This is a genomic window from Terribium retamae (assembly GCF_022347545.1).
GTDB lineage: Bacteria > Pseudomonadota > Alphaproteobacteria > Rhizobiales > Rhizobiaceae > Mesorhizobium > Mesorhizobium retamae.
The window spans coordinates 408911-435452 of the sequence record NZ_JAKREW010000001.1 but is presented as its reverse complement, the minus strand read 5'-3'; the positions used below and the strand labels follow the sequence as shown (position 1 = coordinate 435452).

Here is a 26542-nt window from a genome sequence, read left to right as displayed (position 1 = left end):
CCAGAAAGCGCGGGCTTTCGTTGTTTGGGCGTTCATGTAGCATAGGAGGTCAGGGGCGCAAGGGGCAGACCCAATGGCTGGAACTGGCCGGGGTGGACAAGGGGGCGCTGATGCCGAACCGGGCATCAGCGAGCGGCTCCTTTTCGCGCCCGAAACGGCCTCCAATGGCACAGCGACTGCGTTGTCTGATCTGCCGCAGGGGGATGCGGCATCGCCTCTCGATGATCTGATCGCTGCGCGCCGACGCATTCGCTCCAGCGCTGAAGTCATATCCTCAAACGATATTTCGTGGCTGCAGAACCACTGGCAAAACCTGCGAAAACAACTGGGCCGGAATCCGCGCGTCCTATTGGCCGCGGCGGTGGCGATGGAACTCGATCGCGGTGTCGCCTTTCTGTTTGCGCCGGTTTTTCTGGCGGCTGGCGCCGTCGTCTATTTTTCCCTCGCCAACGAGCCGGCTTTTCTGCAGCCGCTGATCAGTTGCTGGGTTCTTGCCGTCATCGTTTTCTTCACACGCTCTCGTCGGGCTGCGCATCTCGTTGCAGCCGCGTTGTTTTTCTTCGCGCTGGGCATTCTTGCCGGCAAGGTCGAAACCTGGCGCATGCCTGGCGACTTGCTGGGGGCGCAGGTATCAACGCGAGTTACCGGACGAGTCATCTCAGTCGAGACAATGGCGAGCGGACGCACAAGACTTACGCTTGATGTCATTGCAACCGAGCGGCCAAAGTTACGCTACCAACCGGGCCGTGTGCGGCTCTCGGCGCTGGCGATGTCGGCAGACATCCAAGTGGGAACCGTCGTGTCCGGCTATGCCCGATTGATGCCACCCGCCGGCCCTGTGCGGCCCGGCGGCTATGACTTTTCCTTCGAAAGTTATTTCGATGGCATCGGCGCGACGGGCTTCTTCATGGGGAAGCCGAAACTTGTAGCAACTGAACAGGAAATGGAAGCAACGACGAGCCTGCTGGTGGCGGTCGAGACCGCCCGCCAGGCCATTGCCGATCGAATCCGTGCTTCGATTGGTGGCCCCGAAGGCGAGATCGCCGCAGCATTGATCGTGGGCGTGCGTGCCGGCATCCCGGAGTCCGTCAACGAAGCCATGCGACGCACGGGCATCTACCACATTATCTCGATCTCGGGTCTTCATATGGTGATGGTGGCCGGAACCGTCATGCTGTTGTTGCGTGGCGGTTTTGCTCTGTTCCCCAATTTTTCAGCGCGCCGGCCGGTCAAGAAATACGCCGCTTTCGCAGCCCTTTGTTCGATCGCAGCTTATCTGGCGATCTCGGGCATGGTGGTTGCAGCCGAACGCAGCTTCATCATGCTGGCCGTGATGCTGATCGCGGTGTTGTTCGATCGAGCGGCGCTTTCCATGCGGAATCTGGCGATTTCAGCGGTGATCGTTATCCTGATCGCACCACATGAGGTCGTAGGCCCGTCTTTCCAAATGTCATTTGCCGCGACCGCGGCGCTTATCGGTGCTTATGCCGCGTGGTCGGAGCGCCGCGGTCTGGCTCCGGCAACACCTCCACCGACGCGTTCGTTCATCGGCTTGCTCGTGCACAAATCATTGGTTGCTGTCGCAATGCTGGCGGCCACGTCCATCATCGCCGGCTTGGCTACAGCGCTGTACTCGGTCTGGCATTTTCAACGGGTATCCCCACTCAGTCTGCTGGCCAATCTGGCAGTCATGCCGGTGGTGTCGCTCATCGTCATGCCGGCGGCCGTACTCAGTGCGCTCCTCATGCCGTTTGGCGTGGACTGGGTATTTCTCTATGCGATGGGCAAGGGATTGACCGCCATGATGGCTATCGCCGAATGGATTTCGGCGCGGTCGCCGGTCGACGGGGTGGGACTGGTCTCTACGCAGTCGGTGGTTCTTGTCAGCGCAGCGCTCGCCATTGGCGCGATGGCGACGACCTGGCTCAGATTATTCGCATTGCCGTTTGCGCTTGCCGCTCTGTTGACCATGGGAGATGTCGACACACCTGATGTTCTGATCTCAGAAGACGCGCGTCTTGTCGCATTGCCCATGGGCGACGGTGAACTGGCAGTCAGCCGCGCACGGCCGAACGTATTCATGCTCGACAATTGGCGCCGTGCGCTCGACGCGGAAATCGTGGTTCCGCCAGAGGAAATGACGACAGAGTCAGCGATACCCATCGAAAATGCACTCGACCTGCCGCCCGGCACATCATTTCTATGTAGAGGAGGTCTCTGTTTCGCCAGGCATTCTTCAGGGGCAGTGATCGCAACGGCGACGAAAGCAGGAGTGGCGAGGGCGGCTTGCGCGATTGCCGTGGTCATTGTGATCAACGACGCGACCGCCGCAGATCCTTGCAACGAACCGGCGGTCGTGGTGATAACCAAACAGGATCTCGCTCTTCTCGGCAGCGCGGCAATCAGGTTCGATGCGCCTGCTGATAAGCCGGCTAACGTTCTTTTTGCTCTCGACCACTCCGATCGCCCTTGGCATGCTCAACGCATCTTCACACGCGAGGCACGAGGGCTGCCACCTCGAGAGGAAAAAATGTCCAAATTCAAGGGCCAAGCTAACTAAGTTGAACTAATTGCAGCTCTCTTATAGGCTATTGATAGCCAGCTAAAGAATCGCCTGTCTTTCAATAACGTCGAATAAGCCCAACCAGCTTGCCCTGCACCTTGACCCTGTCTGGCCCAAAAATGCGCGTTTCGTAGGCCGGGTTGGCAGCCTCCAGGGCGATGGAGGCACCTTTGCGGCGGAAGCGCTTCAGCGTGGCTTCCTCTTCGTCGACAAGGGCCACAACGATCTCGCCGGGATTGGCTGTATTGGCGTTGCGGATGATGACGGTGTCGCCATCGAAAATACCCGCCTCAATCATCGAATCGCCTTTGACTTCAAGCGCATAGTGCTCACCACCCGCAATCATATCCGGCGGCACCGAGATCGAATGGGTGCGGTGCTGAATGGCATCGATCGGCACGCCGGCCGCGATGCGGCCCATGACAGGAATCGAAACAGAAGCGACGGCGTCGTCGTCATTGCTGGGCGCCTGCAAGCGCTGCGGCTCCTTAGCGGGACGACCAAGGCTGCCCTGGATAACTGCGGGCGAGAACTTCTTGGCTGCGTTGAGACCAGGGGCGATCGAATCAGGCAACCGCAAAACCTCCAGCGCACGCGCCCGGTTTGGCAGTCGGCGAATAAAGCCGCGTTCCTCCAAAGCCGTGATCAACCGGTGGATGCCGGACTTGGAGGCTAAGTCGAGCGCTTCCTTCATCTCGTCGAATGACGGTGGAATACCGCTTTCTTTGAGCCGTTCGTGGATGAAGAGCAAAAGCTCGTGTTGCTTGCGTGTCAGCATTGCCACCCTCCGTGGAACGGAACAGGAATCAGAAAAACAAACCCGGAACAAACACTATCTGTTCCATTTGTGTTCCGCAACCATTTAAAGTTTAATGAATTTGTTGATGCTTTGTTCAGCTTAACGAAGGGGAGGCTGTTTACAGCCTGGAGTTGAAAGTCAGATCTCTCCCGAACTCCCGCATGACGTCTCGACCTTCAACGCCGGCATAAAGTCGCCGCAAGAAGACCTTAATTAATTTGGGAACGTGCATCCGTCATCGACATTTCTTCTCCGGGCAATCGTGCTTGAAAGGAGAGAACGATGAAAACGCTTCTTCCGGTATATGCCGTTTGCGCAATGCTTGCCGGCGTTGGTGCTTCCTATGCACAGGAGACGGTGGTCGTCCCGGCACAACGGCCAAATGCCGTAGTAATCCAGCCGGAGCAGAAGACCGTAATCCGCGAGTATGTGCAAAAGAACCCGGTGGCCTCCATCAATGTGCTGGGCCTGGAGCTCAATCTCGGGTCGAAGGTGCCGGAAACGGTAACGCTCCACGAGGTCCCCGACACACGCTATCGCTATACCGTCATCGACAACAGGACCGTGCTCGTGGATCCTGAAACCCATGAGATCATCGAAGTCTTAAATTGACCCGGTAACCGAGACCTGGCCGCCTGAGAACCGGCCAGGTCTTTTTGTTCATGAGGAAGTTTCCAGTCGGCGTCAGCGCAACATCAACACTTGGCAGGTGGATCGGCGTCAGCGCAACATCAACACTTGGCAGGTGGAACCCGCCTTGGCCTCGGGGGCATGTGGGGGCCGAACGATCAGGCCGTTGGCGTCCGATAGGGTGCGCAGCATCGAGGAATCCTGCGTTCCAAACGGGGTTGCGGTCAGCTTGTGGTTGTCCAGCTCGATTCGGGCGCGGATATAGTCCTGCCGGCGGTCGTTGGCGCCTATGTTTGTCATCAGCGTCGCTTCGCGCAGGTCCTGGCTGAAGGGACGATCGCCCAACCGAGCGAGCAGGGGTTTCAGGAAAAGCTGGGAGCAGACCAGGCTTGCCACGGGATTGCCCGGCAAGCCGATGCAGCGGATCGCGCCCATGCGCCCGAACATCAACGGTTTGCCGGGACGCATGGCGAGCTTCCAGAAATCCAGCGTCATGCCTTCGCCGGTCAGAACATCGTGCACGAGATCGTGGTCGCCGACAGAAGCGCCCCCAAGCGTCACGATAACATTGGCGCCGGCCTCGACAGCTTGCCGAACCGCGGATGCTATTGCGTCCTTCTGGTCCGGTGCAATGCCAAGATCCAGTGCCCGGGCCCCGACGGCCTGGGCCGCGGCCGCCACTCCATAGGCATTTGAGGAAATGATCTGGTCTGGTCCGGGAGTGCTGCCTGGCGGCAGCAATTCGTCGCCCGTGGCGATGATGGCGACCAGGGGTCGACGCACCACGGCAACTGCCGGATGGTTGGCGGCAGCCGCAAGTGAAAGGGCCGCGGCGTCGAGCACGCGGCCCTTTTCGAGCAGAACGTCGCCGGCGTTGAAATCCAGGCCCTTGCGGCGAACATGGCGACCTTCGAGCGAGGGCTCCAATACTTCGATCGCACCGTTGCCGAGGTCGCGCGCATTTTCCTGGATAACGATGGTGTCGGCTCCGGCCGGCAACGGTGCTCCGGTGAAAATACGCACACTTTCGCCTGTGCCGAGGGTGCCTTGGAAGGCACGACCGGCCGGCGCATTGCCGATCACTTTCAGCTTCGTGGGCGTTGCGGCTACATCGGCGGCCTTTACCGCATAGCCATCCATTGCGGAGGCGTCGAAGGGCGGCTGTGTGCGCAACGCCGCCAAAGGCGCCGCAAGCACCCGGTCAAACGCGTCCGCTAATGCCACAGTTTCCGCGGATAGTGGCTCGGTGTCCGCCAATAGCCGCCGCAACGCTTCTTCAACTGGCACCAGCGACATCAGGTTTCCGCCCTGTAGTCTCCGGACTTGCCACCGGTTTTTTCCACCAAGCGGATGCCGGAAATCGTCATGGCGCGGTCCACCGCCTTTGCCATATCGTAGATGGTAAGGCATGCGACAGACGCGGCGGTCAACGCTTCCATCTCGACGCCGGTCTTGCCGGTAACGCGGGCCAGCGCAGTGACCTTCAGGCCGGGCAGGGCGTGATCAGGCTCGATGTCCACCGAAACCTTGGTGAGCAGCAGAGGATGGCAGAGCGGGATCAGTTCGTGCGTCTTCTTGGCCGCCATGATGCCGGCGATGCGAGCGGTACCAAGCACGTCGCCCTTCTTTGCGTTGCCGTCGAGGATCATGACGAGCGTCTCTGCCTGCATCATGACGATACCTTCGGCTACCGCCGTGCGCACCGTTTCGGCTTTCTCGCCAACATCGACCATATGCGCTTCGCCCTGCGCACCGAGATGGGTGAGGGCGGTTCCAGACATCAGAGTACCTCGGCCTTGGTATCCAGGCCCAGCAGGGTCCGGGTCGCGGCGATGACATCAGCCTGTCGCATCAGGCTCTCGCCGACGAGGAAGGTGCCGATGCCGCTCTTCTCCATGCGGCGACAATCGTCATAGGTGAATATGCCGCTTTCGCTGACCAGCAAGCGGTCGGGCGGCACCATGGCAGCCAGTCGTTCGGACGTTTCGAGCTTGGTTTCGAAGGTACGCAGATTTCGGTTGTTGATGCCGAGCAAACGCGACTTGAGTTTCAGCGCGCGTTCCGTCTCCTCCTCGTCATGGACTTCGACCAGTGCGTCCATGCCGAGCGCAAAGGCGGTCTCCTCGAGCTCGGAGGCCAGGTGGTCGTCGACGCTCGCCATGATGATGAGAATGGCGTCGGCACCCCAGGCACGCGCCTCGTAGACTTGATAAGGGTCGAACAGGAAGTCCTTGCGGAGTGCGGGTAACTGCACAGCCTTGCGGGCTGCGGTAAGGTACTCCGGCGCGCCTTGGAAGGAAGGCGAATCGGTCAGAACGGAAAGGCAGGCAGCGCCGCCTGCCTGATAGGCCTGTGCCAGCATGGGCGGATCGAAATCGGCACGGATCAGCCCCTTCGAAGGGCTTGCCTTCTTGATCTCAGCGATCAGCGCGAAGGCGCGGTTCGCGCGTTTGGCTTCGAGAGCAGCCAGGAAGCCGCGCGGACGGTCGGCTTCCGCCGCGCGTGCCTTGATCTCGGCCAAAGGCAGTCGCGCTTTGGCGGCTGCGATCTCTTCGCGCTTATAGGCTTCGATCTTGCGCAGGATATCAGCCATAGTCTGGGCTCCTACTCGTTGGAGACCTTGACCAGCGTTTCCAGCACTGCCTTGGCCTTGCCGCTGTCAATTGAAGCCGCAGCCTGTGCAACGCCGTCTTCAATCGTCGCGGCCTTGCCTGCCACGACCAAGCCTGCGCCGGCATTCATCAGCACGGTGTCGCGATAAGCGCCGGTGGCGCCGGAAAGCAGCTTGCGCAAGGCTTCGGCGTTGTAGTCGGCGTCACCGCCGCGCAGGTCCTGCTTCGTGTGCCGTTTCAAACCGACCATCTCGGGTGTCAACTTGAAAGTGCGGATCGCGCCGCCGACCAGTTCCGCCACATCCGTCTCGCCGGTTGTGGTAATTTCATCGTAACCGTCACCATGCGCAATCCAGGCATGATCGGCTCCCAGGGCCTTCAACGCTTCAGCCACAGGAACGATCCATTCCGGTGCGAAAACGCCAACCATCTGCCGCCCGACGCCCGCCGGATTCGAGAGGGGGCCGAGCAAGTTGAAAATGGTACGAGTGCCGAGTTCGCCGCGCACCGGGCCGACATGTTTCATGGCCGGGTGGTGCGAGGGGGCAAACATGAAGCCGACACCGGCCTTGGCGATGCAACGGCCGATGGCTTCCGGCGATAGGTCGATCTTGATGCCGAGCCCGATCAGGACGTCCGCCGATCCCGTTTGCGAGGACAGGCCGCGATTGCCGTGCTTGGCTACAGGCACACCCGCGCCGGCGATGACGAAGGCCGAGGCGGTGGAGATATTCAGGGAGTGTGATCCATCACCGCCGGTGCCAACAATGTCGACCGCGCCCGCGGGGGCTTCGACGCGCAGCATCTTGTCGCGCATTGTCGCGACAGCACCTGAGATTTCGCTGACGGCTTCGCCCCGTACGCGCAACGCCATCAGGAAACCGCCGATCTGACCGGGCGTAGCATCGCCCGACATGATGATGTCGAAGGCTTCGCGTGCCTCCTCGAAGCTAAGGGTATTGCCGGCGGCGACCTTGGCGATGTGTGGTTTCAGCGCGCTCATTGGACCTGTTGCGCCTGCTGGATCGCGACTTGGTCGACCTCGACGCGGAACTGGCTCTGCAGCTGCGCCACCAGCTCTTCCAGCATGTCGTCTGACATGCCGGCTGCGAAGGACTTCTGCACGTCGTCGGGAATCGTCGAAGCGTCAGCCCCGGCCGGTTCGAACACTTCTGCGACCTTGAACAGAATCTTGGCGGTGCCAGTGGGGGCGGAGACGATGCCGGAACCGCCTTCGGTGACGGCAAAGACGGCCGCGGTACCTTCCTTGCCGAAATCGGCATCGTCCGCCTCACGCTTCAGCCCACGCTTGGTCTGTTTTTCAAGCTTGAGTTCACCGGCGACGGTATCGAGCGTTGCTCCCGCCTTGACACGCTTCTCCAGCTCCTCGGCCCTGGCGTTCAGGCGCTTCTCGGCCTCGGCCTCCGTCCAGTCCGCAACCACCTTCTGACGCACTTCATCCAGCGTACGGTCGCGGGCCGGGGTGATCCCGTTCAACTCATAAAAGACGTAGCCGTTGTCGGCGGTGGTCAGTCCTTCGTTCTCGATGCCCTGTTCGGCTTCGAACACGGCTCGGATCAGCGATACCGATTCCGGCAGACCGGTCACGACGGTGCCGTCCGGCCGCTGACCGGTACGATCGATCGCATCGACGGTGACGACCTTGAGCTTCAGCTTTTCGGCAGCTTCCACCATGGTTGAACCGCCGGCGCGGGCGTCTTCATAGGAATCATGCGTGTCTAGAAGGATGCGGCTCGCCTCGTTGATCGCCAGTTCCTTGCGAATCTGGTCGGACACCTCGGCGACCGGCTTCACCACTTCAGGCTTGATTTCCGTGACGCGCAGCAACACCGGGCCGAAAGCCCCCCTGACGACGGGACTCACTTCATTGGCGTTGAGCGCGAAGGCCGCATCGGCCACTGCCTTGTCGGCAATCTTGTCCTTGGCAAGGGTGCCCAGCAAGGTGTCGTGCTGGGTCTTGCCTTCGGCAGTGACCAACTTGTCGAAAGTGGCGCCGCTCTTCAGCGAATCAAAGGCTGCGGTTGCCGCTTCCGGCGACTTGAAGACAAGCTGCTCGATGGTTCGCATTTCCGGCGTCGTATAGCGCCCCTTGTTCTTTTCGTAGTCATCCTTGATCTGCTGCTCGGTCACCGCGGAAAGATCCATGATGTCCTCGGGTTCGAGGCGCACATAGGAGAACTTGCGGTATTCCGGAGCGGCATATTTCTTCTTGTTGGTTTCGAAATAAGCCTTGAGATCGGCGTCGGATGGCGCCGGGATCGGCTCCACGAGCGACTTGGGCAGAACCATGTAGTCGATGGTACGATCCTCGCCGCGATAGAGCGCGAGGCCCTTGAGCAGGGTGTCAGGTGCTTTCATGCCATCGGAGACCGCTTCGACGATCTGCTGGCGGGTCGCCACCTGAACCCGATTCCTCACATAGTCTTCGGGCCGCATGTTGATCTGCCGCAATACGTAGTCGAACATGCGGCGGTCGAACTGGCCGTTATCTCCTTTGAATGCGGGATCCTCACGGGTGAGTTCAGCGATACGGTCCTCCGAAAGGCCGAGGCCGAGCTTTCGTGCTTGCTCATCCAGCACGGCGCCGGAGACGAGCTGGCTAAGCACGCGGTTGTCGACGCCGAGCGCCTTGGCCTGCTCGCGCGTCAATCGCTGGCCGAACTGCTGCGACATCACGTTGAGCTCGCGATCGTAGGCGAGACGGTATTCGGTCACCGAGACGGAAGTGCCGCCGACGGTCAGGACGCTGTGGTGTCCCGCGATCGTGCCCATCACACGGCTGGAGATGCCCCAGACGGCGAAGCTCACCACCAAGAGGGAGAGCAGGGTTTTCGCGACCCAGGTTCCCGCCGCGCTTCGCAATGTAGAGAGCATGATGACTTCCGTATTGACGTAAGCTCTGCGCAATAGCGTCCTTCCAGCCCACTGTCGATTGCTTTGTGGGCTGTTTTTGATAGGGAAGGCCACCAACAACCGGCCGGAGATGATGACAATGACGCCAGGAATACGTCCCCTCGTGGCAGGCAACTGGAAGATGAACGGAACCGGCGCCGCGCTGGCTGAACTGCGTTCGATCGGCCAAGGCTTCATGAGTGGTCTGGACACGGAGACCGAAGCATTGGTCTGTGTTCCTGCGACGCTGCTGTCGCGAGCCGCCGAGGCGGTGGCCGGCACGCCGGTCAAGATTGGCGGAGAGGACTGTCATGCCAAGGAGAGTGGTGCCCATACCGGCGACATCTCCGCCGAGATGCTGAAGGACGCCGGTGCGAGCCACGTCATCGTCGGCCATTCCGAGCGCCGTACCGACCATGGAGAGGATGACGCAACGGTTCTTGCCAAGGCGGAAGCGGCCTGGCGCGCCGGCTTGGTCGCCATCATCTGCATTGGTGAAACAAGGCAGGAGCGTGAGCAGGGCGCCACGCTGGACGTTCTGTCAAAGCAGGTTGCCGGTTCCGTGCCCGCGAGCGCGTCGGCCGCCACGGCGGTGCTGGCCTATGAGCCGGTTTGGGCGATCGGCACCGGCCTGACGCCGACTGCCGCCGATGTGGCGCAAGCGCATGCTCATATTCGGGCCAAGCTTGCCGAAAAGCTTGGAGCCGAAGAAGCAGGCAAGATTCGCATTCTCTACGGCGGCTCGGTCAAGCCATCCAACGCGGTCGAGCTGCTCGGCGTGGCCAATGTGGATGGCGCGCTGGTCGGCGGTGCCAGCCTGAAAGCGGCCGATTTCCTTGGCATCGCGGAAGCCTATCGCAGCCTCTGAGACCTGGGCCGACGGTTGCAAAGGCAACCCCGATCCCCATATTCGGGTGCCGGGCTTGGAAATGCCACGAAAGCATTGTATGAGCCGCCACCTGTTCACCGGTCGCCACTGGTGTCCGTGCCAGTTTTGCCAAGGTAGACAATGCAAACCGTCCTGATCGTCATCCACCTTATGATCGTGCTCGCGCTTGTCGGCGTGGTCCTTCTGCAGCGTTCGGAAGGTGGTGGCCTCGGAATCGGTGGCGGATCGGGCTTCATGACGGCGCGTGGCGCGGCAAATGCGCTGACCCGCGCTACCGCGATTCTTGCAGCAGCGTTTTTTGCCACCTCGCTGATCCTGTCGATCGTCGCCCGTTACAGCCCGGGTGCGACCGATTTCCTTGATCGTTCGCCGGCATCGCAGTCGCAGACCGGCGGCAAGGGCGTCCTTGACCAGCTTCCTGGCCAGGTAACACCGGCTGCCCCGGCTGGTAGCCAGACCCCACCGTCAAATGACGGTGCGGCAAAGCCACAATCCGCGGCTCCTGCCCAGAACGGTACGCCTGCGCCCGCCAACGACGGTACCGCTCCGGCAGCAAACGGTACGACTGCTCCTGCGCCTCAGCAGCCGGCACAGCCGCAGGTTCCAAACCAGTAAACCTGCGGTCGACTTAGCTCTTTGCGAACGCCTGCCGTCCGGCGGGCGTTTTTCATTTGTGACAGCGACTACCTGGAGCCGAAGATCCAGCCCGGCCCGGCAGTTTCCAAGGGACCCGCTTATGCCAGAAGCGGCGGAATGCCGAACTGGCCGTTATTGGCCCGAGGCGATCAACCCTCGATGCGGATTCCTGCGGAAAAATCTATCCTTGATGTCGAAATGGCCTCCCCCACTGCGTCCTTTGATTTGAGTTCAATCAGGAGCCGAACGATGGGACAAATGCTCAACAAGTCCTTTGATGCGCAAATCCAGAAGAGCACAGCCAGTGGCGGCTGGACCTATGTGGTATGGCCGCACTCAGCGGAGTTCTTCGGTACAAGAGGTCTGGTGAAGGTTAGCGCCAGCGTTGATGGTGTCGCATTCAGAAGTTCCTTCATGGCGCTTGGCGATGGCAACCATAAGCTGCCGCTCAAGGCTGAGCTTTTGCAGGCGATTGGCAAGCAAGCGGGAGACAGCGTTTCGATCACGCTCACAGAACGCCTGTAGTGACGGTTAGCTGCTCGCTGACGACTTTGTGTCGCTTGTGAACAGTCACCGGCAAGCAACGGCGTTGCCGGGACAGTAATACTATTACCTGTTGTTCTTTGAACACAGTCGCAGCAAATGCGGCTCGATCACAAAGATTCGATCTTACCCGGCTCCCCAAGGCGCTTGAGAGGGTGCTCGCAGTTCGATTATAGCGAAATTGCGGCAATTGGGGCGCCTTTGGGGGCGTCCGCTGGTGCCGTGGGCAACACTATTCTTCTGAACGGAACTTCGCCATGCGGCTTCGCAGCTTCATTCTCGCCGGCCTCTGCGCCGCGTTCACTCTTGGCGCGCCCGCCTATGCGGCGGCACCAGCCAATCCGAAGGCAACCAAGGCCGACACGGCCAGGACCAAGAGCGCGGCAGTCGAACTGAAACAGCTGAAGAAGAAAAAGAAGCCGACGGAGGCTGATCTCGCTCGCATCCAGGAATTGGAAAAGCAGGTCAAGATCGAACGCGAACTGGCAAAGGAAAAGGCCATCGAGGCCCGCAAGATGGCAATGCGCGAAGCCGCCAAGGCCAAGGCGGAAGCCGCACGCCAGGAATTCCTCACCAAGAAGGGCCAGAAGCCGCTTGTTCAGTCGGCTGAGCCCGTGGAAACCGCCAAGCAGGCCAAGAAGCTGGCCAAGCTTGAGGTGATGGAGCCGATCAAACCAATACCGGCCGTGGTCGAAGAACCACTGACGGCCGAGGTTGAAGACGTCGTCGTCAATGGCAACAACGGCGAGCTGCGCAGCGAACCTCGCGCTGGTGAAGCCCGCCCGCGCAACAACACCGGTCTTTTTGCCGGTCTGTTTGGCGGAAACTCCTCCTCGTCTTCCATGTCGATGCTGCCGCAGACCCGGGCGCTCGACTCCGTGATGGAGAAGAAGGCAGCGAAGAAGCCGTTCAAGGTGAAGCCGGAATATGAGCCACAGGAGGTGGCTTTCACCGGCTACGAACCCGGCACGATCGTGATCAATACGGCGGAACGTCGTCTGTATCTGGTTGAATCCTGGTCCACCGCTCGCCGTTATGCGATCGCGGTCGGAAAGGAAGGTTTGCAGTATAAGGGTAGCACGACGGTCGGCGATAAGCAGGAATGGCCGCGCTGGATCCCGACCAAGGACATGCAGGAACGGGAGCCGAAGAAGTACGGCCAGTACAAGGACGGCATGCCCGGCGGCGGTATGAACCCGCTCGGCGCGCGCGCCATCTATCTGTATGACGGGAAAAAGGATACGCACCTGCGTATTCATGGCACGATCGCTCCTCAGACGATCGGCACCAGCTCGTCCAACGGCTGCTTCCGCATGATCAACGATCACGTCATCGAACTCTACAATCGCGTCAAGATGGGCACCAAGGTCGTCGTCCTGTAACGTGATGCGAACAGATGGCGGAAGGGCCGGCTCCAGCCGGCCCTTTTGTTTTGGCCGGGCCCGGCCATGTGAGTACTCCCCGGAAAAACCACGCGCGGCGGTTTTTCCTCTGGCGGAATCGATCAGGCCGCGCTAAGCGATGGTTCCCATGGCGCGATATGTATTCATCACCGGCGGCGTGGTTTCTTCCCTTGGAAAAGGCATAGCCGCAGCGGCTCTCGGAGCCCTGTTGCAGGCGCGCGGCTATCGCGCGCGCATCAAAAAACTAGATCCCTATCTCAACGTCGATCCCGGGACCATGTCGCCCTATCAGCATGGCGAAGTGTTCGTGACCGACGACGGTGCAGAGACCGATCTTGATCTTGGCCATTATGAGCGTTTCACAGGGCGTTCGGCCAACCAGAACGACAACATCACCACCGGTCGCATCTACAAGAACATCATCGAGCGCGAACGGCGCGGCGACTACCTTGGTGCCACCGTTCAGGTCATTCCGCATGTCACCGACGAGATCAAGAATTTCGTCCTCGACGGCAATGACGACTACGATTTCGTGCTGTGCGAAATCGGCGGCACAGTGGGCGACATCGAAGCCATGCCGTTCCTCGAGGCTATCCGTCAGCTCGGCAACGATCTACCGCGTAACAACGCCGTCTACGTGCACCTCACGCTGATGCCCTATATTCCGGCAGCGGGTGAATTGAAGACCAAGCCGACGCAGCACTCCGTCAAGGAATTGCGCTCCATAGGCATTGCGCCCGACATCCTGCTGGTGCGAGCCGATCGTGCGATCCCGAAGGAAGAGCGCCGGAAGCTCTCGCTGTTCTGCAACGTGAGGGAATCCGCAGTCATTCAGGCGCTTGATGTCAGGCATATCTACGACGTGCCGATGGCCTATCACGAGGAAGGACTGGACACCGAAGTGCTCGCTGCCTTCGGCATCGAACCGGCGCCGAAGCCTCGTATGGAGCCGTGGCAGGGCGTGGCAGAGCGCATCCACAATCCGGAAGGCGAAGTCACTATCGCCATTGTCGGTAAATATACCGGCCTCAAGGATGCGTATAAGTCGCTGATCGAGGCATTGTCGCATGGCGGCATGGCCAATCGCGTCAGGGTGAAACTCGACTGGATCGAAAGCGAGGTCTTCGAAAAAGAGGATCCGGCGCCATTCCTTGAAAAGGTACACGGCATTCTGGTGCCCGGAGGTTTCGGCGAGCGTGGCTCGGAAGGCAAGATTCTGGCTGCCAAATTCGCTCGCGAGCGCAAGGTGCCCTATTTCGGCATTTGTTTCGGTATGCAGATGGCCTGTATCGAGGCGGCTCGTTCGCTGGCCGGCATCGAAAATGCCTCATCGACTGAATTCGGTACGACCAAGGAGCCGGTCGTCGGCCTGATGACGGAATGGCTGAAGGGCAACATGCTCGAGAAGCGGCAGGCGGCAGGTGATCTGGGCGGCACCATGCGTTTGGGTGCTTATGACGCACGTCTAACATCGGGCTCCAAGATCGCCGAGATTTATGGTGATACCGAGATCTCCGAGCGTCATCGCCACCGCTATGAAGTCAATATCGACTACAAGCAGCGGTTGGAAGATTGCGGCCTGGTCTTTGCCGGCATGTCACCGGACGGCGTTTTGCCCGAGACGGTCGAGTATCCTGACCATCCTTGGTTCATCGGCGTACAATACCATCCTGAACTCAAGAGTCGTCCATTGGAGCCGCATCCTCTGTTTGCCTCCTTTATCGAGGCTGCGGTCGAACAAAGTCGGCTGGTTTAGGGCAGGGCAGTGCGGACCTATATCGCACTGCTCTATTCCGTCGTGCTCACGCCGCAGCGTCGCGTGGTGATGGCCGATCTCAAGGCGATGGCGGAAGCTCTGGGATTCATCAACACGCGCACATTGGCGGCCAGTGGCAATCTGGTGTTTGACGCACCCGAAACACCGGTCGCCGAGTTGGAAACTCAGCTCGAAGCGGCTTTCCCCAAAGCCTTCGGCCGGCATGTCGACATCATCGTGCGCGATGCGGCCGGGTGGTTGGCATTTGCCGCAAGCAATCCGTTTCCCGAAGAGTCCACGCAGGCTGCGGACCAGGTTGCTGTGCGTGTCATGCGTCAGCCAGTGCCGGAGGCTGCGCTCGAAACGCTAAGGCCTCATGCGGCACCAGATGAAAAGATCGCGCTGGTGAACGGCGATATCTGGATCGTCTTTTCGAGAGAGAGGCCAAACTCTCGTCTTCTTGGCGCAGTCGGCCACAAGCGGCTAGGGGTCGGCACCTCGCGCAACTGGAATACTGTGCGAAAGTTGGCTGAAATGGTTGCGTGAGCTTAGACCTACTGTGTCCTGGGCAACGACTTCGACAGAGGCGGAAGGGGAAGGGCGCATTCGTGAGAACGCGCCCTTCATTGTCTTGCGTCAGGCCCTCGCCGGCACACGGACGGAAGCTGAGCGCAACACATAGTAGATGATACCGGCGATCGCGACGCCGAAGAACCAGCCATAGACCCCCCACCAAGCTGGCAACCAGTTGGTGAAATTGGGCAGGATCGACGAGAAAATTGCGCCGATACCGGCGGCGATGAAAGCATTCACATGCCAGCCGCCCTGGAAACGGAATTCGCCATCTTCATGATAGAGTGCGGCGACGTCAATTTCTCCTTTGCGGATCAGATAATAGTCGACCATCATGACACCGAAGATCGGCCCCATGGTGGCGCCGATGACGCCGACAAAAGAGGCTGCGCTGCCTTCCCATGGTGCAAATGGGTAGAGCACAAGCGCAATCAAAGCGGCGATGTAGCCGCCCTTCTTGAAGTCGATCTGCTTCGGGAAAACATTGGCGAAATCGAATGCCGGCGAGACGAAATTCGCCACTACGTTGATGCCGAGTGTCGCCACGGCGAAAGTCAGCGCCGCCAGCAACGCCAGGAACCAACTGTCGAACTTGGCGGAAATCTGGTCAGGGTGCAGAAGCACTTCGCCATAGACATCGTAGGCGGCGATCGTCGTGACACCGGCAACCAGTGAGAACAGGATGAGATTGACCGGAAGGCCCCAGATATTGCCTTTGCGCAGGGCTTCATTGTTCGGCGCGTAGCGCGCAAAGTCGCAGAAATTCAGGTAGAGCGCCGAGAAATAGGTGACCCAGATGGCTGCGACGCCGAACAGCGCCGTCCACGAGCCTGGATCACCCGGAATGCCGGCGTCCTTGGTCTTTTCACGCAGGACATCCAGCGGGATGTCGCTGGTGAAGGCGAATTTTCCTGATTTTACACAGAGATAGACGGCCAGGATCAACATCATCACCCAAACCGCAGGTCCCGCCCAATCCTGGAACCGGCGCACTGTTTCCATGCCCTTCTGGATAATAAGCAGTTGCAGCGCCCAGATCACGATGAAGCAGATCACTTCCAGTGTCGAGTGGCCAAGCATGTGGTTGTTCTGGTGAAAGGCCAGCATGCCCTCGTTGCGGATCAGGAGCGCGACGATGGCGCCTGAAGCTGCGGCCGTCTGCGCGCCGTACCAGAAACAGGCGACGATGGCGCGCACGAGCGCGGGCACATTGGCGCCCCAAATTCCGAAGGAGGCCCGGGCAAGCACCGGGTAAGGCACGCCGGTTTTCACTCCGGCATAGCCGACCATGTTCATCAGGACATAAATGATGAGAGAGCCGATGCCGATTGCGATGATGAAGTTGAGGAAGCCCCCGCAGAACAGGAACAGGCTGGCGGCCAGATAGTAACCCCAGAGGCTGTGGACGTCCGATGTCCACACGTTGAAGATCGAAAACGGTCCCCAGTTGCGGACCTTGGCGGGCGCCAGATCCTCATTGTAGAGATTGGGTGAAGCGTCAGGTATGGTCATATTAGTCCCCTCTGATGACCTTATTTTTTGGGCAGGAAGGTTAGGCCTGACGTCAGGGAAGGGGAAGCAACGTTTTGCCGGATTTTCCGATAAGGATATTCAACGAGAAAAGGGCTTCTCGCGAGGGAAATGTTGCGTTTGATCCCATGAGTCGCTCCGGTGCCGGCTAGAAGCGGCGGCGATGGTTATGACTGCAGTGACATTGGAAAATTGGTCAGCGGGTGATCTGGATATTCTGGAACGCTGCAACACGTTGGACGCAAAGCGCTATATCGGCGGTCCTGAAACACCTGGAAAACTGCTCGAACGCCACCGACGTTACCTGGAGGAGGTCATACCGGGAAAAACGCGGATGTTTCGTGTTTCTTCCGATGGCGTTGGTGCTGGCTCCATCGGTTATTGGGAAAAGGCCTGGCGAGGCGGGCTCGCCTACGAAACCGGCTGGGCGGTGGTGCCGGAGTTTCAAGGGCTGGGCATTGCCGGCAAAGCCGCGGCAATGTTGATTGCCGTGCTGCGCGGAGAGTGCCGGCACAGCTATCTGCATGCCTTCCCTGCACCAGACAATGCTGCCTCCAACGCCATCTGCCGCAAACTTGGCTTCGCGTTGATGGGGGAATGCAGTTTCGAATATCCGCCGGGCACTATGATGCGCAGCAATGACTGGCGACTGGATTTGAGACGTTGAACCAGGCTGCGCAGACGATATTCGAAATTTACAGGCCGGCCTTGCGTCACAAAAGCGGTCTCAGAGAAATTTCAAATCCGAGCGCCAGCAGGCTGAACAGGAATATTTTGCGGAACAGAGGCGGGCTGATCCGGGTGCGCAGAATCTGTCCGAACCACATGCCGGCAAGGGCGGGGACAACGGCAAGGCCAGAAAGCGCGAGGTTTTCAGCCTGAAATGCGCCTCGAATTCCCAGCCCTGCCGCCAAAGCAAGGGTAGAAACCGTGAAGGACAGGCCTAGGGCCTGAACCAGATCGTCCTTCCCCAGCCGAAGAGCTTGAAGATAAGGTACGGCAGGAATGACGAACACACCGGTGCCGCCGGTTATGAGACCGGTTACCGCGCCAACCAGCGGCGACAGCCAAGTTTCCTTGTATCTATCGATATCCAGTTGGCTCGCGAACAGCGTGTAGGCGGAATAGAAAACAAGGGCTATACCAAGCGCGGTGGTCGTCACGCCGGTGTCGCCTGCCGCGAGCCATGCTGAACCCAAAATCGTTCCCGCGACGATCGTCAGCATCATCGGCCAGAATCGGCGTATGAGCGCACCGAGACTTGGGCCGGCAAGAAGTTGCCAGACATTGGTGACGGCCGAGGGGATGATCAGCAAATTTGCTGCCGCCAATGGGGAGAGAGCGGCCCCCAGCACTCCCATCGCCACCGTTGGCAAACCCATGCCGGTTACGCCTTTGACGACGCCGGCAGCAAAAAATGTCGCCGCAACCGTGACTAAAAGTGGAACCGAAGGGTCAAACATGAGAAGCAAAAACCATCTCGCCAATCCGTAGCGGGTTTCGAGATTTATTCGATCGCGTTTGCCTGATGATTTGGTCGTGGTCGAAGCATGGTGGTGCCGTCAGGTGCGCACGTTCGTGTATGCCTTGTTCGCCGTCACGTGGCTGACGCAGGATCGTGGCAGGGGACAGTGCGACACGCAGCGCCATTTTCCTTGAACCGGCAACCGGAATGATGCACATCGCCGCTAAGATGCACCACCCAGTCCACCCGCTTGACCATATCGTGCTGCCGACAGCCACGCTGGAAGGCGCGGAAGCCCGCCTGACCGCGCTTGGCTTTACGGTAGCGCCGCGCGGCGTACATCCTTTCGGCACCGAAAACTGCTGTGTCTATCTTGCCGATGGCACGTTCCTGGAACCTCTGGCGGTGGGTGATGCCGAGGTGGCCGCGAAGGCAATCATGGCGGGCAATGTCTTTGTGGCCCGCGACCATACATATCGTGAGGATCACGGCCCGGAAGGGTTTTCTGCGATCGTGTTCGGCACGGACGACGCGGATGCGGATCATCAGGCCTATTTAGAGGCCGGTATCTCTGCAGGTGAAAAGCTCGATTTTTCGCGCCGTTTCACCGACCGGTCCGGGAAGAGCGATACCGTCTCCTTCAAGCTGGCCTTCGCGTCGGGACGCGATACGCCGGATGCGTTTGTTTTCGCCTGTCAGAGGGTCAACGCGCCGAAGGTCGACCGCGCGGCCCTACAAGTGCATGCCAACGGAGCGGTTTCGATCCAAAGCGTGATTGCCGTAAGTGACGAGCCGACGGGGCAACTTGATCTTCTGGCAAAGGCCTCGAGCGGTGTCCACACAGTTGCGGCGAACGGCTGGTTGACCCTTCCAAACGCCGACATCGTGGTGATGTCGCCAGCGGATCTGGAAAATAAGTATGGGCTAACACCCGAGGGCCGCTCGGCGCTCCGCTTTGTTGCCGTGGCTTTTGCCGTTGATGATGTCACTGCGACCCAACAGCTGCTTGTCTCGGAACGCATCAAGCACCATCTGCGGGACGGGCGGCTGGTCGTGCCGTCAGCGCCGGGCCAAGGTGCGGCCTTCATCTTCGAGGAACGGAAATGACCAAACCCAATGCCCATGTGACGGTCGGTAACGCGCTGTTCGCCAATGACGCGCCGCTGTCGCTGATTGCCGGACCCTGCCAGTTCGAGTCGCGTCAGCACGCTTTCGATATGGCCGGCGCGCTGAAGGAACTGACCGGCAAGCTCGGTATTGGATTCGTGTACAAATCCTCCTTCGACAAGGCCAATCGCAGTTCGTTGAGCAGCACGCGTGGCGCCGGGCTGGAAGCCGCGCTGCCGGTCTTCTCCGAACTGCGCAAGGAGCTTGGTGTGACGATCCTGACGGATATTCACACCGAGGAGCAATGTGCGATCGTGGCGCCGCATGTGGATGTGCTGCAGATCCCGGCATTCCTGTCGCGCCAGACTGATCTGCTCGTCGCTGCCGCCAAGACCGGCAAGGTCGTCAATGTGAAAAAGGGACAGTTTCTCGCCCCTTGGGACATGAAGAATGTGGTGGCCAAGCTCACCGACTCAGGCAACCCCAACGTGCTGGTGACCGAGCGTGGGGCTTCCTTTGGCTACAACACGCTGGTTTCCGACATGCGGGCTTTGCCCATCATGGCCGACATCGGCGCGCCGGTGATCTTCGATGCCACCCATTCCGTGCAGCAGCCGGGCGGGCAGGGTGCAACATCGGGCGGCGAACGCCGTTTCGTCGAAACACTGGCACGTGCGGCGGTGGCCGTCGGCGTGGCCGGCGTCTTCATTGAAACACATGAGGATCCGGATAATTCGACCTCCTCCGACGGCCCGAACATGGTGCCGTTCAAGGATATGCCGGCGCTTCTGGAACGGTTGATGGCCTTTGACAGGGTGGCAAAAGCCTGATCGCTGGGAAGCCTTCGTAGGACTACCTTTGCTTGCAGGCCGTATCCCTCGGTTGTAGGATCGCCGGGCAAATTGGCTTGTCATCAGGAGTAAGACATGTCCGTCGCCCGCGTTACCGAGATCACCGCTTCCTCCAAGAAAAGTTTCCAGGATGCCATCGAGAAGGGCATCGAACGCGCTTCCAAGACACTCAAGAATGTCGAGGGCGCCTGGATCCAGGACCAGAAGATCGTGGTCGAAGGCGGCAAGATCGTTGCCTACCGCGTCAACATGAAGGTTACGTTCATTCTTGCGGACTAGCGCTTGGCTGGGACAACGCTTTCCCCGTTGAAGGCGCCGCCACCAAGGTTATGCTCCTATCGGCGTAAAAATCCGATGGGAGTGGAAAATGGTTGCGGCATTTCCGGTTTTCGATCTTTCGCGTTTCGAGCAGTCCGATATTGCCGGCCGCAAGCTGCTCGGGCGTGAGGTCGACGAAATTTGTCGCACGACGGGATTCCTGGCGATCAGCGGGCATTCGGTACCGAGAGCCGTTATTGACGCGGCATGGTTGAAAGCGCGCGCTTTTTTCGATCAGTCTGCCGAAGTGAAAGACAAGGTGAGAGCGCCTTATCCGGGTTATCCTTATGGCTATCTTGGCCCAGGAACCGAGGCTCTGGCCAAATCCAAGGGCGCCGATACGCCACCGGATCTCAAGGAAAGCTTCAACGGGGGGCCGCTTTCGGTGCCGGAGGGACTGGTCGATCCGCAGGCGCTTGCCTTCTGTTATGCTGAAACGATCTGGCCGGACTCACCCGACGGTTTTGTCAGCGCCTGGAAGGCATATTATGCAGCGATGGAAGACCTCGCCGCACGCATCATGCGCGTGTTTGCCACCGCGCTTGATATGCCGGAAGACTATTTCCAACCGATGATCGATCGGCCGATCAGCGCGTTGCGGGCCCTGAATTACCCGGAGACCGATACGCCGCCACTTGCCGGTCAGCTGCGCGCTGGTGCGCATACGGACTATGGCAGCCTGACGATCCTCTTGCCGCAACCCGGCTCGGGAGGCCTGCAGATCTATACTCCGGAAGGCGATTGGCGCGAGGTGCCGCCTGTGGACGGAGCCTTTGTCATCAATATTGGCGACCTGATGGCGCTGTGGACGAACGATCGCTGGGTCTCGACGCTGCATCGCGTGGTCAATCCGGACGTCGGCTCGGCAAAGTCATCCAGGCGCCAATCCCTCGCTTTCTTCCACCAACCGAACTGGCATCAAGAGATCGCCTGCATCGAAACCTGCCTGGAGCCAGGGCAGCAACCACGCTACCAGCCGGTGCAGTCAGGCCCCTACCTGATGGGCAAATTCAATGCCACGGTGAAGCCGGCGGCCTGAGAAAGGAACGAAAACCGATCTCGTGCGCGTTGCGTTTCGCGGGGCTTTAGCTATGAGTTGCGCACCGTCGCCCGCCGGCGAACCTTGCGTAATGTCGTCATCCCAAGCAGGAGCCTCAAATGACCGCCATCATCGACATAGTTGGCCGTGAAATCCTCGACAGCCGCGGCAACCCGACCGTCGAAGTCGACGTCGTCCTCGAAGACGGTTCGATGGGGCGCGCTGCTGTGCCTTCCGGCGCCTCCACCGGCGCTCATGAAGCGGTTGAATTGCGCGACGGTGGCCCACGTTATCTCGGCAAGGGAGTCGAGCGCGCCGTCGAAGCCGTCAATGGCGAAATATTCGAGGCGATCGGCGGTATGGAGGCCGAGCATCAGATCCAGATCGACCAGACCATGATCGAGCTGGATGGCACTGCCAACAAAAGCCGTCTCGGCGCCAATGCCATCCTGGGGGTGTCGCTCGCCGTTGCCAAGGCGGCAGCTGAATCATCCGGCTTGCCGCTCTATCGTTATGTCGGTGGCCCGAATGCCCGCCTGCTGCCGGTGCCGATGATGAACATCATCAACGGCGGTGCGCATGCCGACAATCCGATCGATTTCCAGGAATTCATGATCATGCCGGTGGGCGCGCCGACGCTGCGCGACGCTGTGCGCTGGGGCTCGGAAATCTTCCACACGCTGAAGAAGGGCCTGAAGGAAGCCGGCCACAACACCAATGTCGGCGACGAGGGTGGTTTCGCACCGAACCTGAAAAGTGCTCCGCTGGCGCTCGACTTCGTCATGGCCTCGATCGAGAAAGCCGGCTTCAAGCCGGGCCAGGACATTGCGCTGGCGCTGGATTGCGCTGCAACCGAGTTCTTCAAGGACGGCAACTATGTCTATGAAGGCGAGAAGAAGACGCGCGATCCCAAGGCGCAGGCCAAATATCTGGCCAAGCTCGCGGCCGACTATCCAATCATCTCGATAGAAGACGGCATGGCTGAAGACGACTGGGAAGGCTGGAAGTACCTGACCGACCTCATCGGCAAGAAGGTGCAACTGGTGGGTGACGATCTGTTCGTGACCAATTCGGCACGCCTGCGTGATGGTATCAAGATGGGTGTCGCCAATTCGATCCTGGTCAAGGTCAACCAAATCGGTTCGCTGACCGAAACGCTGGAGGCCGTGGAGACCGCACACAAGGCGAATTACACCGCCGTGATGTCACACCGTTCCGGCGAGACCGAGGATTCCACGATTGCTGATCTCGCGGTTGCCACCAATTGTGGACAGATCAAGACAGGCTCGCTGTCGCGCTCCGATCGCATGGCAAAATACAATCAGCTGATCCGCATCGAGGAAGAGCTCGGTAAGCAGTCGCGCTACGCCGGCACCTCAATCTTGCGGGCTTGATGGCGGGCACCGCATCGATTGCCAGAGATTGACCGGAATGGCCGGTCTTAAGACGATCATACTTGCAATGGCCGCTGTCTCCCCGGCAGCGGCCATTGCACAGGAACTGCCAGAAGGCTTCCGCACGCCAACCGGCAACGTCCAGTGCCTGTTTTTCGATATTTCCTCAGTACGCTGCAGCATCGCTACGGTCTCGAACCGGTTGCCAAATCGGCCGGCTGACTGCGAGCTGGAATGGGGGCATGATTTCGGTCTTCACGCGGGCTCGCGGGAAGGGGAGCGACTGTGTGTTGGCGATACCATCGCCGATGACTATCCGGTGCTGCCCTACGGAGAAAGTGCGCGCCATGGCGCCATTGTCTGCCGCTCGGCGCGCAAGGGTGTCACCTGCATTAATGGCGATGGCGCAGGCTTCGAGTTATCGCGTTCCCTGCAGCGTGTATTCTGAAAAACTCGGTTGCGCGTGCGGCGCTGAAAGAGGCTCGTATGAGAGCCCATCCACCATGCTCGTAACCCTCCATTAAGCACAATCGGGCGACAAGAGGCGGACGAGGAGTCGCGCCATGTGGACACGCCAGCATAAGCAGACAAACGCCGGACGGCTCATCGTGCCGGCATTGTGTGCTGTCGTTCTCAGCTATTTCGGCTATCATGCCTATCATGGTGCCTTCGGGATCAATTCCAGAGCCAAGTTGCAGGCGCAGGTCGCAAGCCTTCAGGAGCAGCTTGCGGCTGTTAAGGAACGGCGCATGGAGATCGAGCAGCGTGTCAGGCTTTTGCATGACGGCTCGCTCGAGAAAGACATGCTGGATGAGCAGGCGCGCCGCGCGCTCAATATGACGGCTGCTAACGAAGTCGTCATCATGTTGCCTGCCAAGGCAAATTAACTGAATTCCAGTTAACAGCAATTATCTCCAATATTTCTAATTGCTTATGCGCATGCCAGCCATGCATTTTTCCGCATGGCGCTACGGCAGCTCGCATGTTAGCCTTTTCCCAATCGGTGAGGAGATACGAACATCTCCCACAGGTCCGGGAAGAGACGCCAACAGGGAGTGAAGCATGGCAACCGCCGCCAGAAAAGCGCCTGCCAAATCCAAATCCGACGGCAAATCGCCGAACTTGACAACCCCCAAACCTCTGGACTTCACGAAGGAGCAGGATCTCGCGGCTTACCGCCTGATGCTCCTGATGCGCCGCTTCGAGGAAAAGGCCGGCCAGCTTTACGGCATGGGCTTCATCGGTGGTTTCTGCCACCTCTATATCGGCCAGGAGGCGGTCGTTACCGGCCTCAAGATGTCACTGATCGAAGGCGACCAGATGATCACCGCCTATCGCGATCACGCTCACATGCTCGCCATGGATATGAGCCCGCGCGGCGTGATGGCCGAATTGACGGGGCGCCGTGGAGGATACTCCAAGGGCAAGGGCGGCTCGATGCACATGTTCTCCAAGGAGAAGAATTTCTATGGCGGCCACGGCATCGTTGGCGCCCAGGTGTCGTTGGGTACAGGGCTGGGCTTCGCCAACCGGTATCGCGGCAACAAGAATGTCTCGGTGACCTATTTCGGCGATGGCGCCGCCAATCAGGGGCAGGTCTATGAAAGCTTCAACATGGCTTCGCTGTGGAAGCTGCCGGTCATCTATGTGATCGAGAACAACCGCTACGCCATGGGCACCTCGGTGACGCGTTCGTCGGCCGAGACCGACTTCTCGCAGCGCGGACTTTCGTTCCGCATCCCTGGTATCCAGGTCGATGGCATGGATGTGCGGGCGGTCAAGGCCGCCGGCGACCTCGCCACCGAATGGTGCCGCTCCGGCAACGGTCCCATCATCCTCGAGATGCAGACCTACCGCTATCGGGGCCACTCGATGTCGGATCCGGCCAAGTACCGCACCAAGGAAGAGGTGCAGAAGATGCGCTCGGAGCACGATCCCATCGAGCAGGTGAAGGCGCGCCTGACTTCCAAGAAATGGGCGAGCGAAGACGATCTCAAGAACATCGACAAGGAGGTGCGCGACATCGTGGCCGATGCAGCCGATTTCGCGCAGACCGATCCTGAGCCGGATGCGTCCGAGCTGTGGACGGACATTCTGGTTTAAGGGGAGGGTGCGACCATGCCGATCGAAATTCTCATGCCCGCGCTCTCGCCGACCATGGAAGAGGGCAATCTGTCGAAATGGCTGAAGAACGAGGGCGACAAGATCGCTCCGGGCGATGTCATTGCCGAAATCGAAACCGACAAGGCAACCATGGAAGTGGAAGCTGTCGATGAAGGCACGCTTGGCAAGATCCTGATCGCAGCCGGTTCGGAAGGCGTGAAGGTCAATACGCCGATCGCAGTGTTGTTGCAGGAAGGTGAAAGCACCGGTGACATTGGCAAGTCGGCGGCTCCCGCCAAGGCTGCGGCCCCCGCTGCAGAGGCCCCAACCGCCGAAGAGCCTGCGCCTGCGCCGAATGCGGCCGCAGCGCCGGTTGCAGCCGCGCCGAAGGCTGAGGTGGCGGCCGATCCCGATATTCCGGCCGGAACCGAAATGGTTTCCACTACCGTTCGCGAAGCATTGCGTGACGCCATGGCTGAAGAAATGCGCCGCGACGCCGACGTCTTTGTCATGGGCGAGGAGGTCGCCGAATACCAGGGGGCCTACAAGATCACCCAGGGCCTTCTGCAAGAGTTCGGCCCGCAGCGCGTGGTCGATACCCCGATCACCGAGCACGGCTTTGCCGGTGTCGGTGTCGGTGCCGCGATGACGGGCCTGAAGCCGATCGTGGAGTTCATGACCTTCAATTTCGCGATGCAGGCGATCGACCAGATCATCAATTCGGCGGCAAAGACGCTTTACATGTCCGGCGGCCAGATGGGCGCGCCGATCGTGTTCCGCGGGCCGAACGGTGCTGCAGCCCGCGTGGCGGCACAGCATAGCCAGGATTATGCCGCCTGGTACAGCCACATCCCGGGTCTCAAGGTCATCCAACCCTATAGCGCAGCCGACGCGAAAGGCTTGCTCAAGGCGGCGATCCGCGATCCAAACCCCGTCATCTTCCTGGAAAACGAGATCCTTTACGGTCATTCTTTCGATGTGCCGAAACTGGACGATTTCGTTCTGCCGATCGGCAAGGCGCGTATCCACAAGGCCGGCAAGGATGTCACCATCGTTTCCTGGGGTATCGGTATGACCTATGCGGTCAAGGCCGAGGCTGAACTCGCCAAGATGGGGATCGATGCCGAGATCATCGACCTGCGGACTATTCGGCCGATGGACCTCGATACAATCATTGCTTCGGTGAAGAAGACCAATCGCCTGGTCACGGTGGAAGAAGGCTTCCCGCAGTCCTCGGTCGGCGATTTCATCGCCAACCAGGTGTCGCGCCAGGCGTTCGATTATCTCGATGCGCCGGTCATCACCATCGCCGGCAAGGATGTGCCGATGCCCTATGCCGCCAATCTCGAGAAGCTGGCGCTGCCCAATGTCGCGGAAGTGATCGAGGCGGTGAAAGCCGTCACCTATCGCTGATCTGG

General features: G+C 59.8%; 26 protein-coding genes. 18 read left to right on the top strand and 8 right to left on the bottom strand.

Going from position 1 to position 26542, the window contains the following annotated elements; translation table 11 throughout:
• Window positions 1–73 precede the first annotated feature (73 nt).
• Window positions 74–2560: a ComEC/Rec2 family competence protein gene (locus tag L4923_RS01960; RefSeq protein ID WP_239361708.1), complete on the top strand. Its 2487-nt coding sequence runs from the start codon at window positions 74–76 to the stop codon at window positions 2558–2560.
• A gap of 61 nt (window positions 2561–2621) precedes the next feature.
• On the opposite strand, the gene lexA is transcribed toward L4923_RS01960, so the two are convergent.
• Window positions 2622–3341: a transcriptional repressor LexA gene (gene lexA, locus L4923_RS01955; protein ID WP_239361707.1), complete on the bottom strand. Its 720-nt coding sequence runs from the start codon at window positions 3339–3341 to the stop codon at window positions 2622–2624.
• Window positions 3342–3644: 303 nt separating this feature from the next.
• Here lexA and L4923_RS01950 point away from each other — a divergent pair, with 303 nt between their 5' ends.
• Complete coding sequence (locus tag L4923_RS01950) at window positions 3645–3974, top strand: DUF1236 domain-containing protein (RefSeq protein ID WP_239361706.1); 330 nt, start codon at window positions 3645–3647, stop codon at window positions 3972–3974.
• 108 nt (window positions 3975–4082) lie between these two features.
• Here the strand turns inward: L4923_RS01950 and L4923_RS01945 are convergent, their stop codons facing one another.
• The 5 genes from L4923_RS01945 to L4923_RS01925 are packed head-to-tail and all read right to left on the bottom strand — an operon-like array spanning window position 4083 to window position 9499.
• Entirely contained in the window at window positions 4083–5288 is a 1206-nt protein-coding gene (locus L4923_RS01945; protein ID WP_239361705.1) for a molybdopterin molybdotransferase MoeA, read from the bottom strand.
• Window positions 5288–5773: a cyclic pyranopterin monophosphate synthase MoaC gene (gene moaC / locus L4923_RS01940; protein ID WP_239361704.1), complete on the bottom strand. Its 486-nt coding sequence runs from the start codon at window positions 5771–5773 to the stop codon at window positions 5288–5290. The genes L4923_RS01945 and moaC overlap by 1 nt, the downstream gene beginning before the upstream one ends.
• Window positions 5773–6585: an indole-3-glycerol phosphate synthase TrpC gene (gene trpC / locus L4923_RS01935; protein WP_239361703.1), complete on the bottom strand. Its 813-nt coding sequence runs from the start codon at window positions 6583–6585 to the stop codon at window positions 5773–5775. The genes moaC and trpC overlap by 1 nt, the downstream gene beginning before the upstream one ends.
• 11 nt (window positions 6586–6596) lie before the next feature.
• Window positions 6597–7607 (bottom strand): anthranilate phosphoribosyltransferase, encoded by a 1011-nt coding sequence (gene trpD / locus L4923_RS01930; RefSeq protein WP_239361702.1) that lies wholly within the window; start codon window positions 7605–7607, stop codon window positions 6597–6599.
• Complete coding sequence (locus L4923_RS01925; RefSeq protein WP_239361700.1) at window positions 7604–9499, bottom strand: SurA N-terminal domain-containing protein; 1896 nt, start codon at window positions 9497–9499, stop codon at window positions 7604–7606. The genes trpD and L4923_RS01925 overlap by 4 nt, the downstream gene beginning before the upstream one ends.
• 118 nt (window positions 9500–9617) lie before the next feature.
• Between L4923_RS01925 and tpiA the strand changes: the two genes are divergently transcribed.
• The 6 genes from tpiA (at window position 9618) to L4923_RS01895 (ending at window position 15290) form a co-directional block, all read left to right on the top strand.
• Complete coding sequence (gene tpiA / locus L4923_RS01920) at window positions 9618–10385, top strand: triose-phosphate isomerase (protein ID WP_239361698.1); 768 nt, start codon at window positions 9618–9620, stop codon at window positions 10383–10385.
• A gap of 141 nt (window positions 10386–10526) precedes the next feature.
• Window positions 10527–11021, top strand: a complete 495-nt coding sequence (gene secG, locus L4923_RS01915; RefSeq protein WP_239361697.1) for a preprotein translocase subunit SecG — start codon at window positions 10527–10529, stop codon at window positions 11019–11021.
• Between the two features lie 138 nt (window positions 11022–11159).
• A complete protein-coding gene (locus L4923_RS01910; RefSeq protein WP_239361694.1) occupies window positions 11160–11567 on the top strand; it encodes a DUF1905 domain-containing protein in 408 nt (135 codons plus the stop codon).
• A 275-nt stretch (window positions 11568–11842) separates the two neighbouring features.
• The gene (locus L4923_RS01905) at window positions 11843–12967 is read left to right on the top strand and encodes a L,D-transpeptidase (protein WP_239361691.1); all 1125 of its coding nucleotides are present in this window, start codon (window positions 11843–11845) and stop codon (window positions 12965–12967) included.
• Between the two features lie 139 nt (window positions 12968–13106).
• Entirely contained in the window at window positions 13107–14744 is a 1638-nt protein-coding gene (gene pyrG / locus L4923_RS01900) for a CTP synthase (protein WP_275448192.1), read from the top strand.
• 9 nt (window positions 14745–14753) lie between these two features.
• The gene (locus L4923_RS01895) at window positions 14754–15290 is read left to right on the top strand and encodes a DUF1697 domain-containing protein (RefSeq protein WP_239361687.1); all 537 of its coding nucleotides are present in this window, start codon (window positions 14754–14756) and stop codon (window positions 15288–15290) included.
• 90 nt (window positions 15291–15380) lie between these two features.
• Here L4923_RS01895 and L4923_RS01890 read toward each other — a convergent pair whose 3' ends face one another.
• Window positions 15381–16829, bottom strand: coding sequence for an NCS1 family nucleobase:cation symporter-1 (locus L4923_RS01890; RefSeq protein ID WP_239361686.1), 1449 nt, complete (start codon window positions 16827–16829; stop codon window positions 15381–15383).
• Between the two features lie 181 nt (window positions 16830–17010).
• Here L4923_RS01890 and L4923_RS01885 point away from each other — a divergent pair, with 181 nt between their 5' ends.
• On the top strand, window positions 17011–17514 hold the full coding sequence (locus L4923_RS01885) for a GNAT family N-acetyltransferase (protein ID WP_239361684.1): 504 nt from the start codon (window positions 17011–17013) through the stop codon (window positions 17512–17514).
• 46 nt (window positions 17515–17560) lie between these two features.
• Here the strand turns inward: L4923_RS01885 and L4923_RS01880 are convergent, their stop codons facing one another.
• Entirely contained in the window at window positions 17561–18310 is a 750-nt protein-coding gene (locus L4923_RS01880) for a sulfite exporter TauE/SafE family protein (protein ID WP_239361682.1), read from the bottom strand.
• Between the two features lie 209 nt (window positions 18311–18519).
• Here L4923_RS01880 and L4923_RS01875 point away from each other — a divergent pair, with 209 nt between their 5' ends.
• The 9 genes from L4923_RS01875 to L4923_RS01835 all read left to right on the top strand — a co-directional run bounded on the left by L4923_RS01875 (window position 18520) and on the right by L4923_RS01835 (window position 26537).
• Window positions 18520–19419 (top strand): VOC family protein, encoded by a 900-nt coding sequence (locus L4923_RS01875; protein ID WP_343302636.1) that lies wholly within the window; start codon window positions 18520–18522, stop codon window positions 19417–19419.
• The gene (gene kdsA, locus L4923_RS01870; protein ID WP_239361680.1) at window positions 19416–20249 is read left to right on the top strand and encodes a 3-deoxy-8-phosphooctulonate synthase; all 834 of its coding nucleotides are present in this window, start codon (window positions 19416–19418) and stop codon (window positions 20247–20249) included. Before L4923_RS01875 ends, kdsA begins: the two co-directional genes overlap by 4 nt.
• Window positions 20250–20345: 96 nt before the next feature.
• Window positions 20346–20549: a dodecin family protein gene (locus tag L4923_RS01865; RefSeq protein WP_129415122.1), complete on the top strand. Its 204-nt coding sequence runs from the start codon at window positions 20346–20348 to the stop codon at window positions 20547–20549.
• Window positions 20550–20637: 88 nt separating this feature from the next.
• Window positions 20638–21627 carry an isopenicillin N synthase family dioxygenase gene (locus L4923_RS01860; RefSeq protein WP_239361678.1) on the top strand — a complete coding sequence of 330 codons (990 nt, stop codon included), beginning with the start codon at window positions 20638–20640 and terminating at the stop codon, window positions 21625–21627.
• A gap of 119 nt (window positions 21628–21746) precedes the next feature.
• Window positions 21747–23021 (top strand): phosphopyruvate hydratase, encoded by a 1275-nt coding sequence (eno, locus tag L4923_RS01855; protein WP_239361677.1) that lies wholly within the window; start codon window positions 21747–21749, stop codon window positions 23019–23021.
• Between the two features lie 37 nt (window positions 23022–23058).
• Window positions 23059–23469: a DUF6636 domain-containing protein gene (locus tag L4923_RS01850; protein WP_343302645.1), complete on the top strand. Its 411-nt coding sequence runs from the start codon at window positions 23059–23061 to the stop codon at window positions 23467–23469.
• A 115-nt stretch (window positions 23470–23584) separates the two neighbouring features.
• Complete coding sequence (locus L4923_RS01845) at window positions 23585–23908, top strand: FtsB family cell division protein (protein ID WP_239361673.1); 324 nt, start codon at window positions 23585–23587, stop codon at window positions 23906–23908.
• Between the two features lie 175 nt (window positions 23909–24083).
• Window positions 24084–25124 (top strand): pyruvate dehydrogenase (acetyl-transferring) E1 component subunit alpha, encoded by a 1041-nt coding sequence (gene pdhA / locus L4923_RS01840; protein WP_239361671.1) that lies wholly within the window; start codon window positions 24084–24086, stop codon window positions 25122–25124.
• Window positions 25125–25139: 15 nt separating this feature from the next.
• Window positions 25140–26537, top strand: a complete 1398-nt coding sequence (locus tag L4923_RS01835; RefSeq protein WP_239361670.1) for a pyruvate dehydrogenase complex E1 component subunit beta — start codon at window positions 25140–25142, stop codon at window positions 26535–26537.
• Window positions 26538–26542: the final 5 nt, after the last annotated feature.

Coding starts and splice junctions, on each gene's coding strand:
- L4923_RS01960 (WP_239361708.1), top strand. CDS start 74: ATGGCTGGAACTGGCCGGGGTGGACAAGGGGGCGCTGATGCCGAACCG.
- lexA (WP_239361707.1), bottom strand. CDS start 3,341: ATGCTGACACGCAAGCAACACGAGCTTTTGCTCTTCATCCACGAACGG.
- L4923_RS01950 (WP_239361706.1), top strand. CDS start 3,645: ATGAAAACGCTTCTTCCGGTATATGCCGTTTGCGCAATGCTTGCCGGC.
- L4923_RS01945 (WP_239361705.1), bottom strand. CDS start 5,288: ATGTCGCTGGTGCCAGTTGAAGAAGCGTTGCGGCGGCTATTGGCGGAC.
- moaC (WP_239361704.1), bottom strand. CDS start 5,773: ATGTCTGGAACCGCCCTCACCCATCTCGGTGCGCAGGGCGAAGCGCAT.
- trpC (WP_239361703.1), bottom strand. CDS start 6,585: ATGGCTGATATCCTGCGCAAGATCGAAGCCTATAAGCGCGAAGAGATC.
- trpD (WP_239361702.1), bottom strand. CDS start 7,607: ATGAGCGCGCTGAAACCACACATCGCCAAGGTCGCCGCCGGCAATACC.
- L4923_RS01925 (WP_239361700.1), bottom strand. CDS start 9,499: ATGCTCTCTACATTGCGAAGCGCGGCGGGAACCTGGGTCGCGAAAACC.
- tpiA (WP_239361698.1), top strand. CDS start 9,618: ATGACGCCAGGAATACGTCCCCTCGTGGCAGGCAACTGGAAGATGAAC.
- secG (WP_239361697.1), top strand. CDS start 10,527: ATGCAAACCGTCCTGATCGTCATCCACCTTATGATCGTGCTCGCGCTT.
- L4923_RS01910 (WP_239361694.1), top strand. CDS start 11,160: ATGCCGAACTGGCCGTTATTGGCCCGAGGCGATCAACCCTCGATGCGG.
- L4923_RS01905 (WP_239361691.1), top strand. CDS start 11,843: ATGCGGCTTCGCAGCTTCATTCTCGCCGGCCTCTGCGCCGCGTTCACT.
- pyrG (WP_275448192.1), top strand. CDS start 13,107: ATGGTTCCCATGGCGCGATATGTATTCATCACCGGCGGCGTGGTTTCT.
- L4923_RS01890 (WP_239361686.1), bottom strand. CDS start 16,829: ATGACCATACCTGACGCTTCACCCAATCTCTACAATGAGGATCTGGCG.
- L4923_RS01885 (WP_239361684.1), top strand. CDS start 17,011: ATGGTTATGACTGCAGTGACATTGGAAAATTGGTCAGCGGGTGATCTG.
- L4923_RS01880 (WP_239361682.1), bottom strand. CDS start 18,310: ATGTTTGACCCTTCGGTTCCACTTTTAGTCACGGTTGCGGCGACATTT.
- L4923_RS01875 (WP_343302636.1), top strand. CDS start 18,520: ATGATGCACATCGCCGCTAAGATGCACCACCCAGTCCACCCGCTTGAC.
- kdsA (WP_239361680.1), top strand. CDS start 19,416: ATGACCAAACCCAATGCCCATGTGACGGTCGGTAACGCGCTGTTCGCC.
- L4923_RS01865 (WP_129415122.1), top strand. CDS start 20,346: ATGTCCGTCGCCCGCGTTACCGAGATCACCGCTTCCTCCAAGAAAAGT.
- L4923_RS01860 (WP_239361678.1), top strand. CDS start 20,638: ATGGTTGCGGCATTTCCGGTTTTCGATCTTTCGCGTTTCGAGCAGTCC.
- eno (WP_239361677.1), top strand. CDS start 21,747: ATGACCGCCATCATCGACATAGTTGGCCGTGAAATCCTCGACAGCCGC.
- L4923_RS01850 (WP_343302645.1), top strand. CDS start 23,059: ATGGCCGGTCTTAAGACGATCATACTTGCAATGGCCGCTGTCTCCCCG.
- L4923_RS01845 (WP_239361673.1), top strand. CDS start 23,585: ATGTGGACACGCCAGCATAAGCAGACAAACGCCGGACGGCTCATCGTG.
- pdhA (WP_239361671.1), top strand. CDS start 24,084: ATGGCAACCGCCGCCAGAAAAGCGCCTGCCAAATCCAAATCCGACGGC.
- L4923_RS01835 (WP_239361670.1), top strand. CDS start 25,140: ATGCCGATCGAAATTCTCATGCCCGCGCTCTCGCCGACCATGGAAGAG.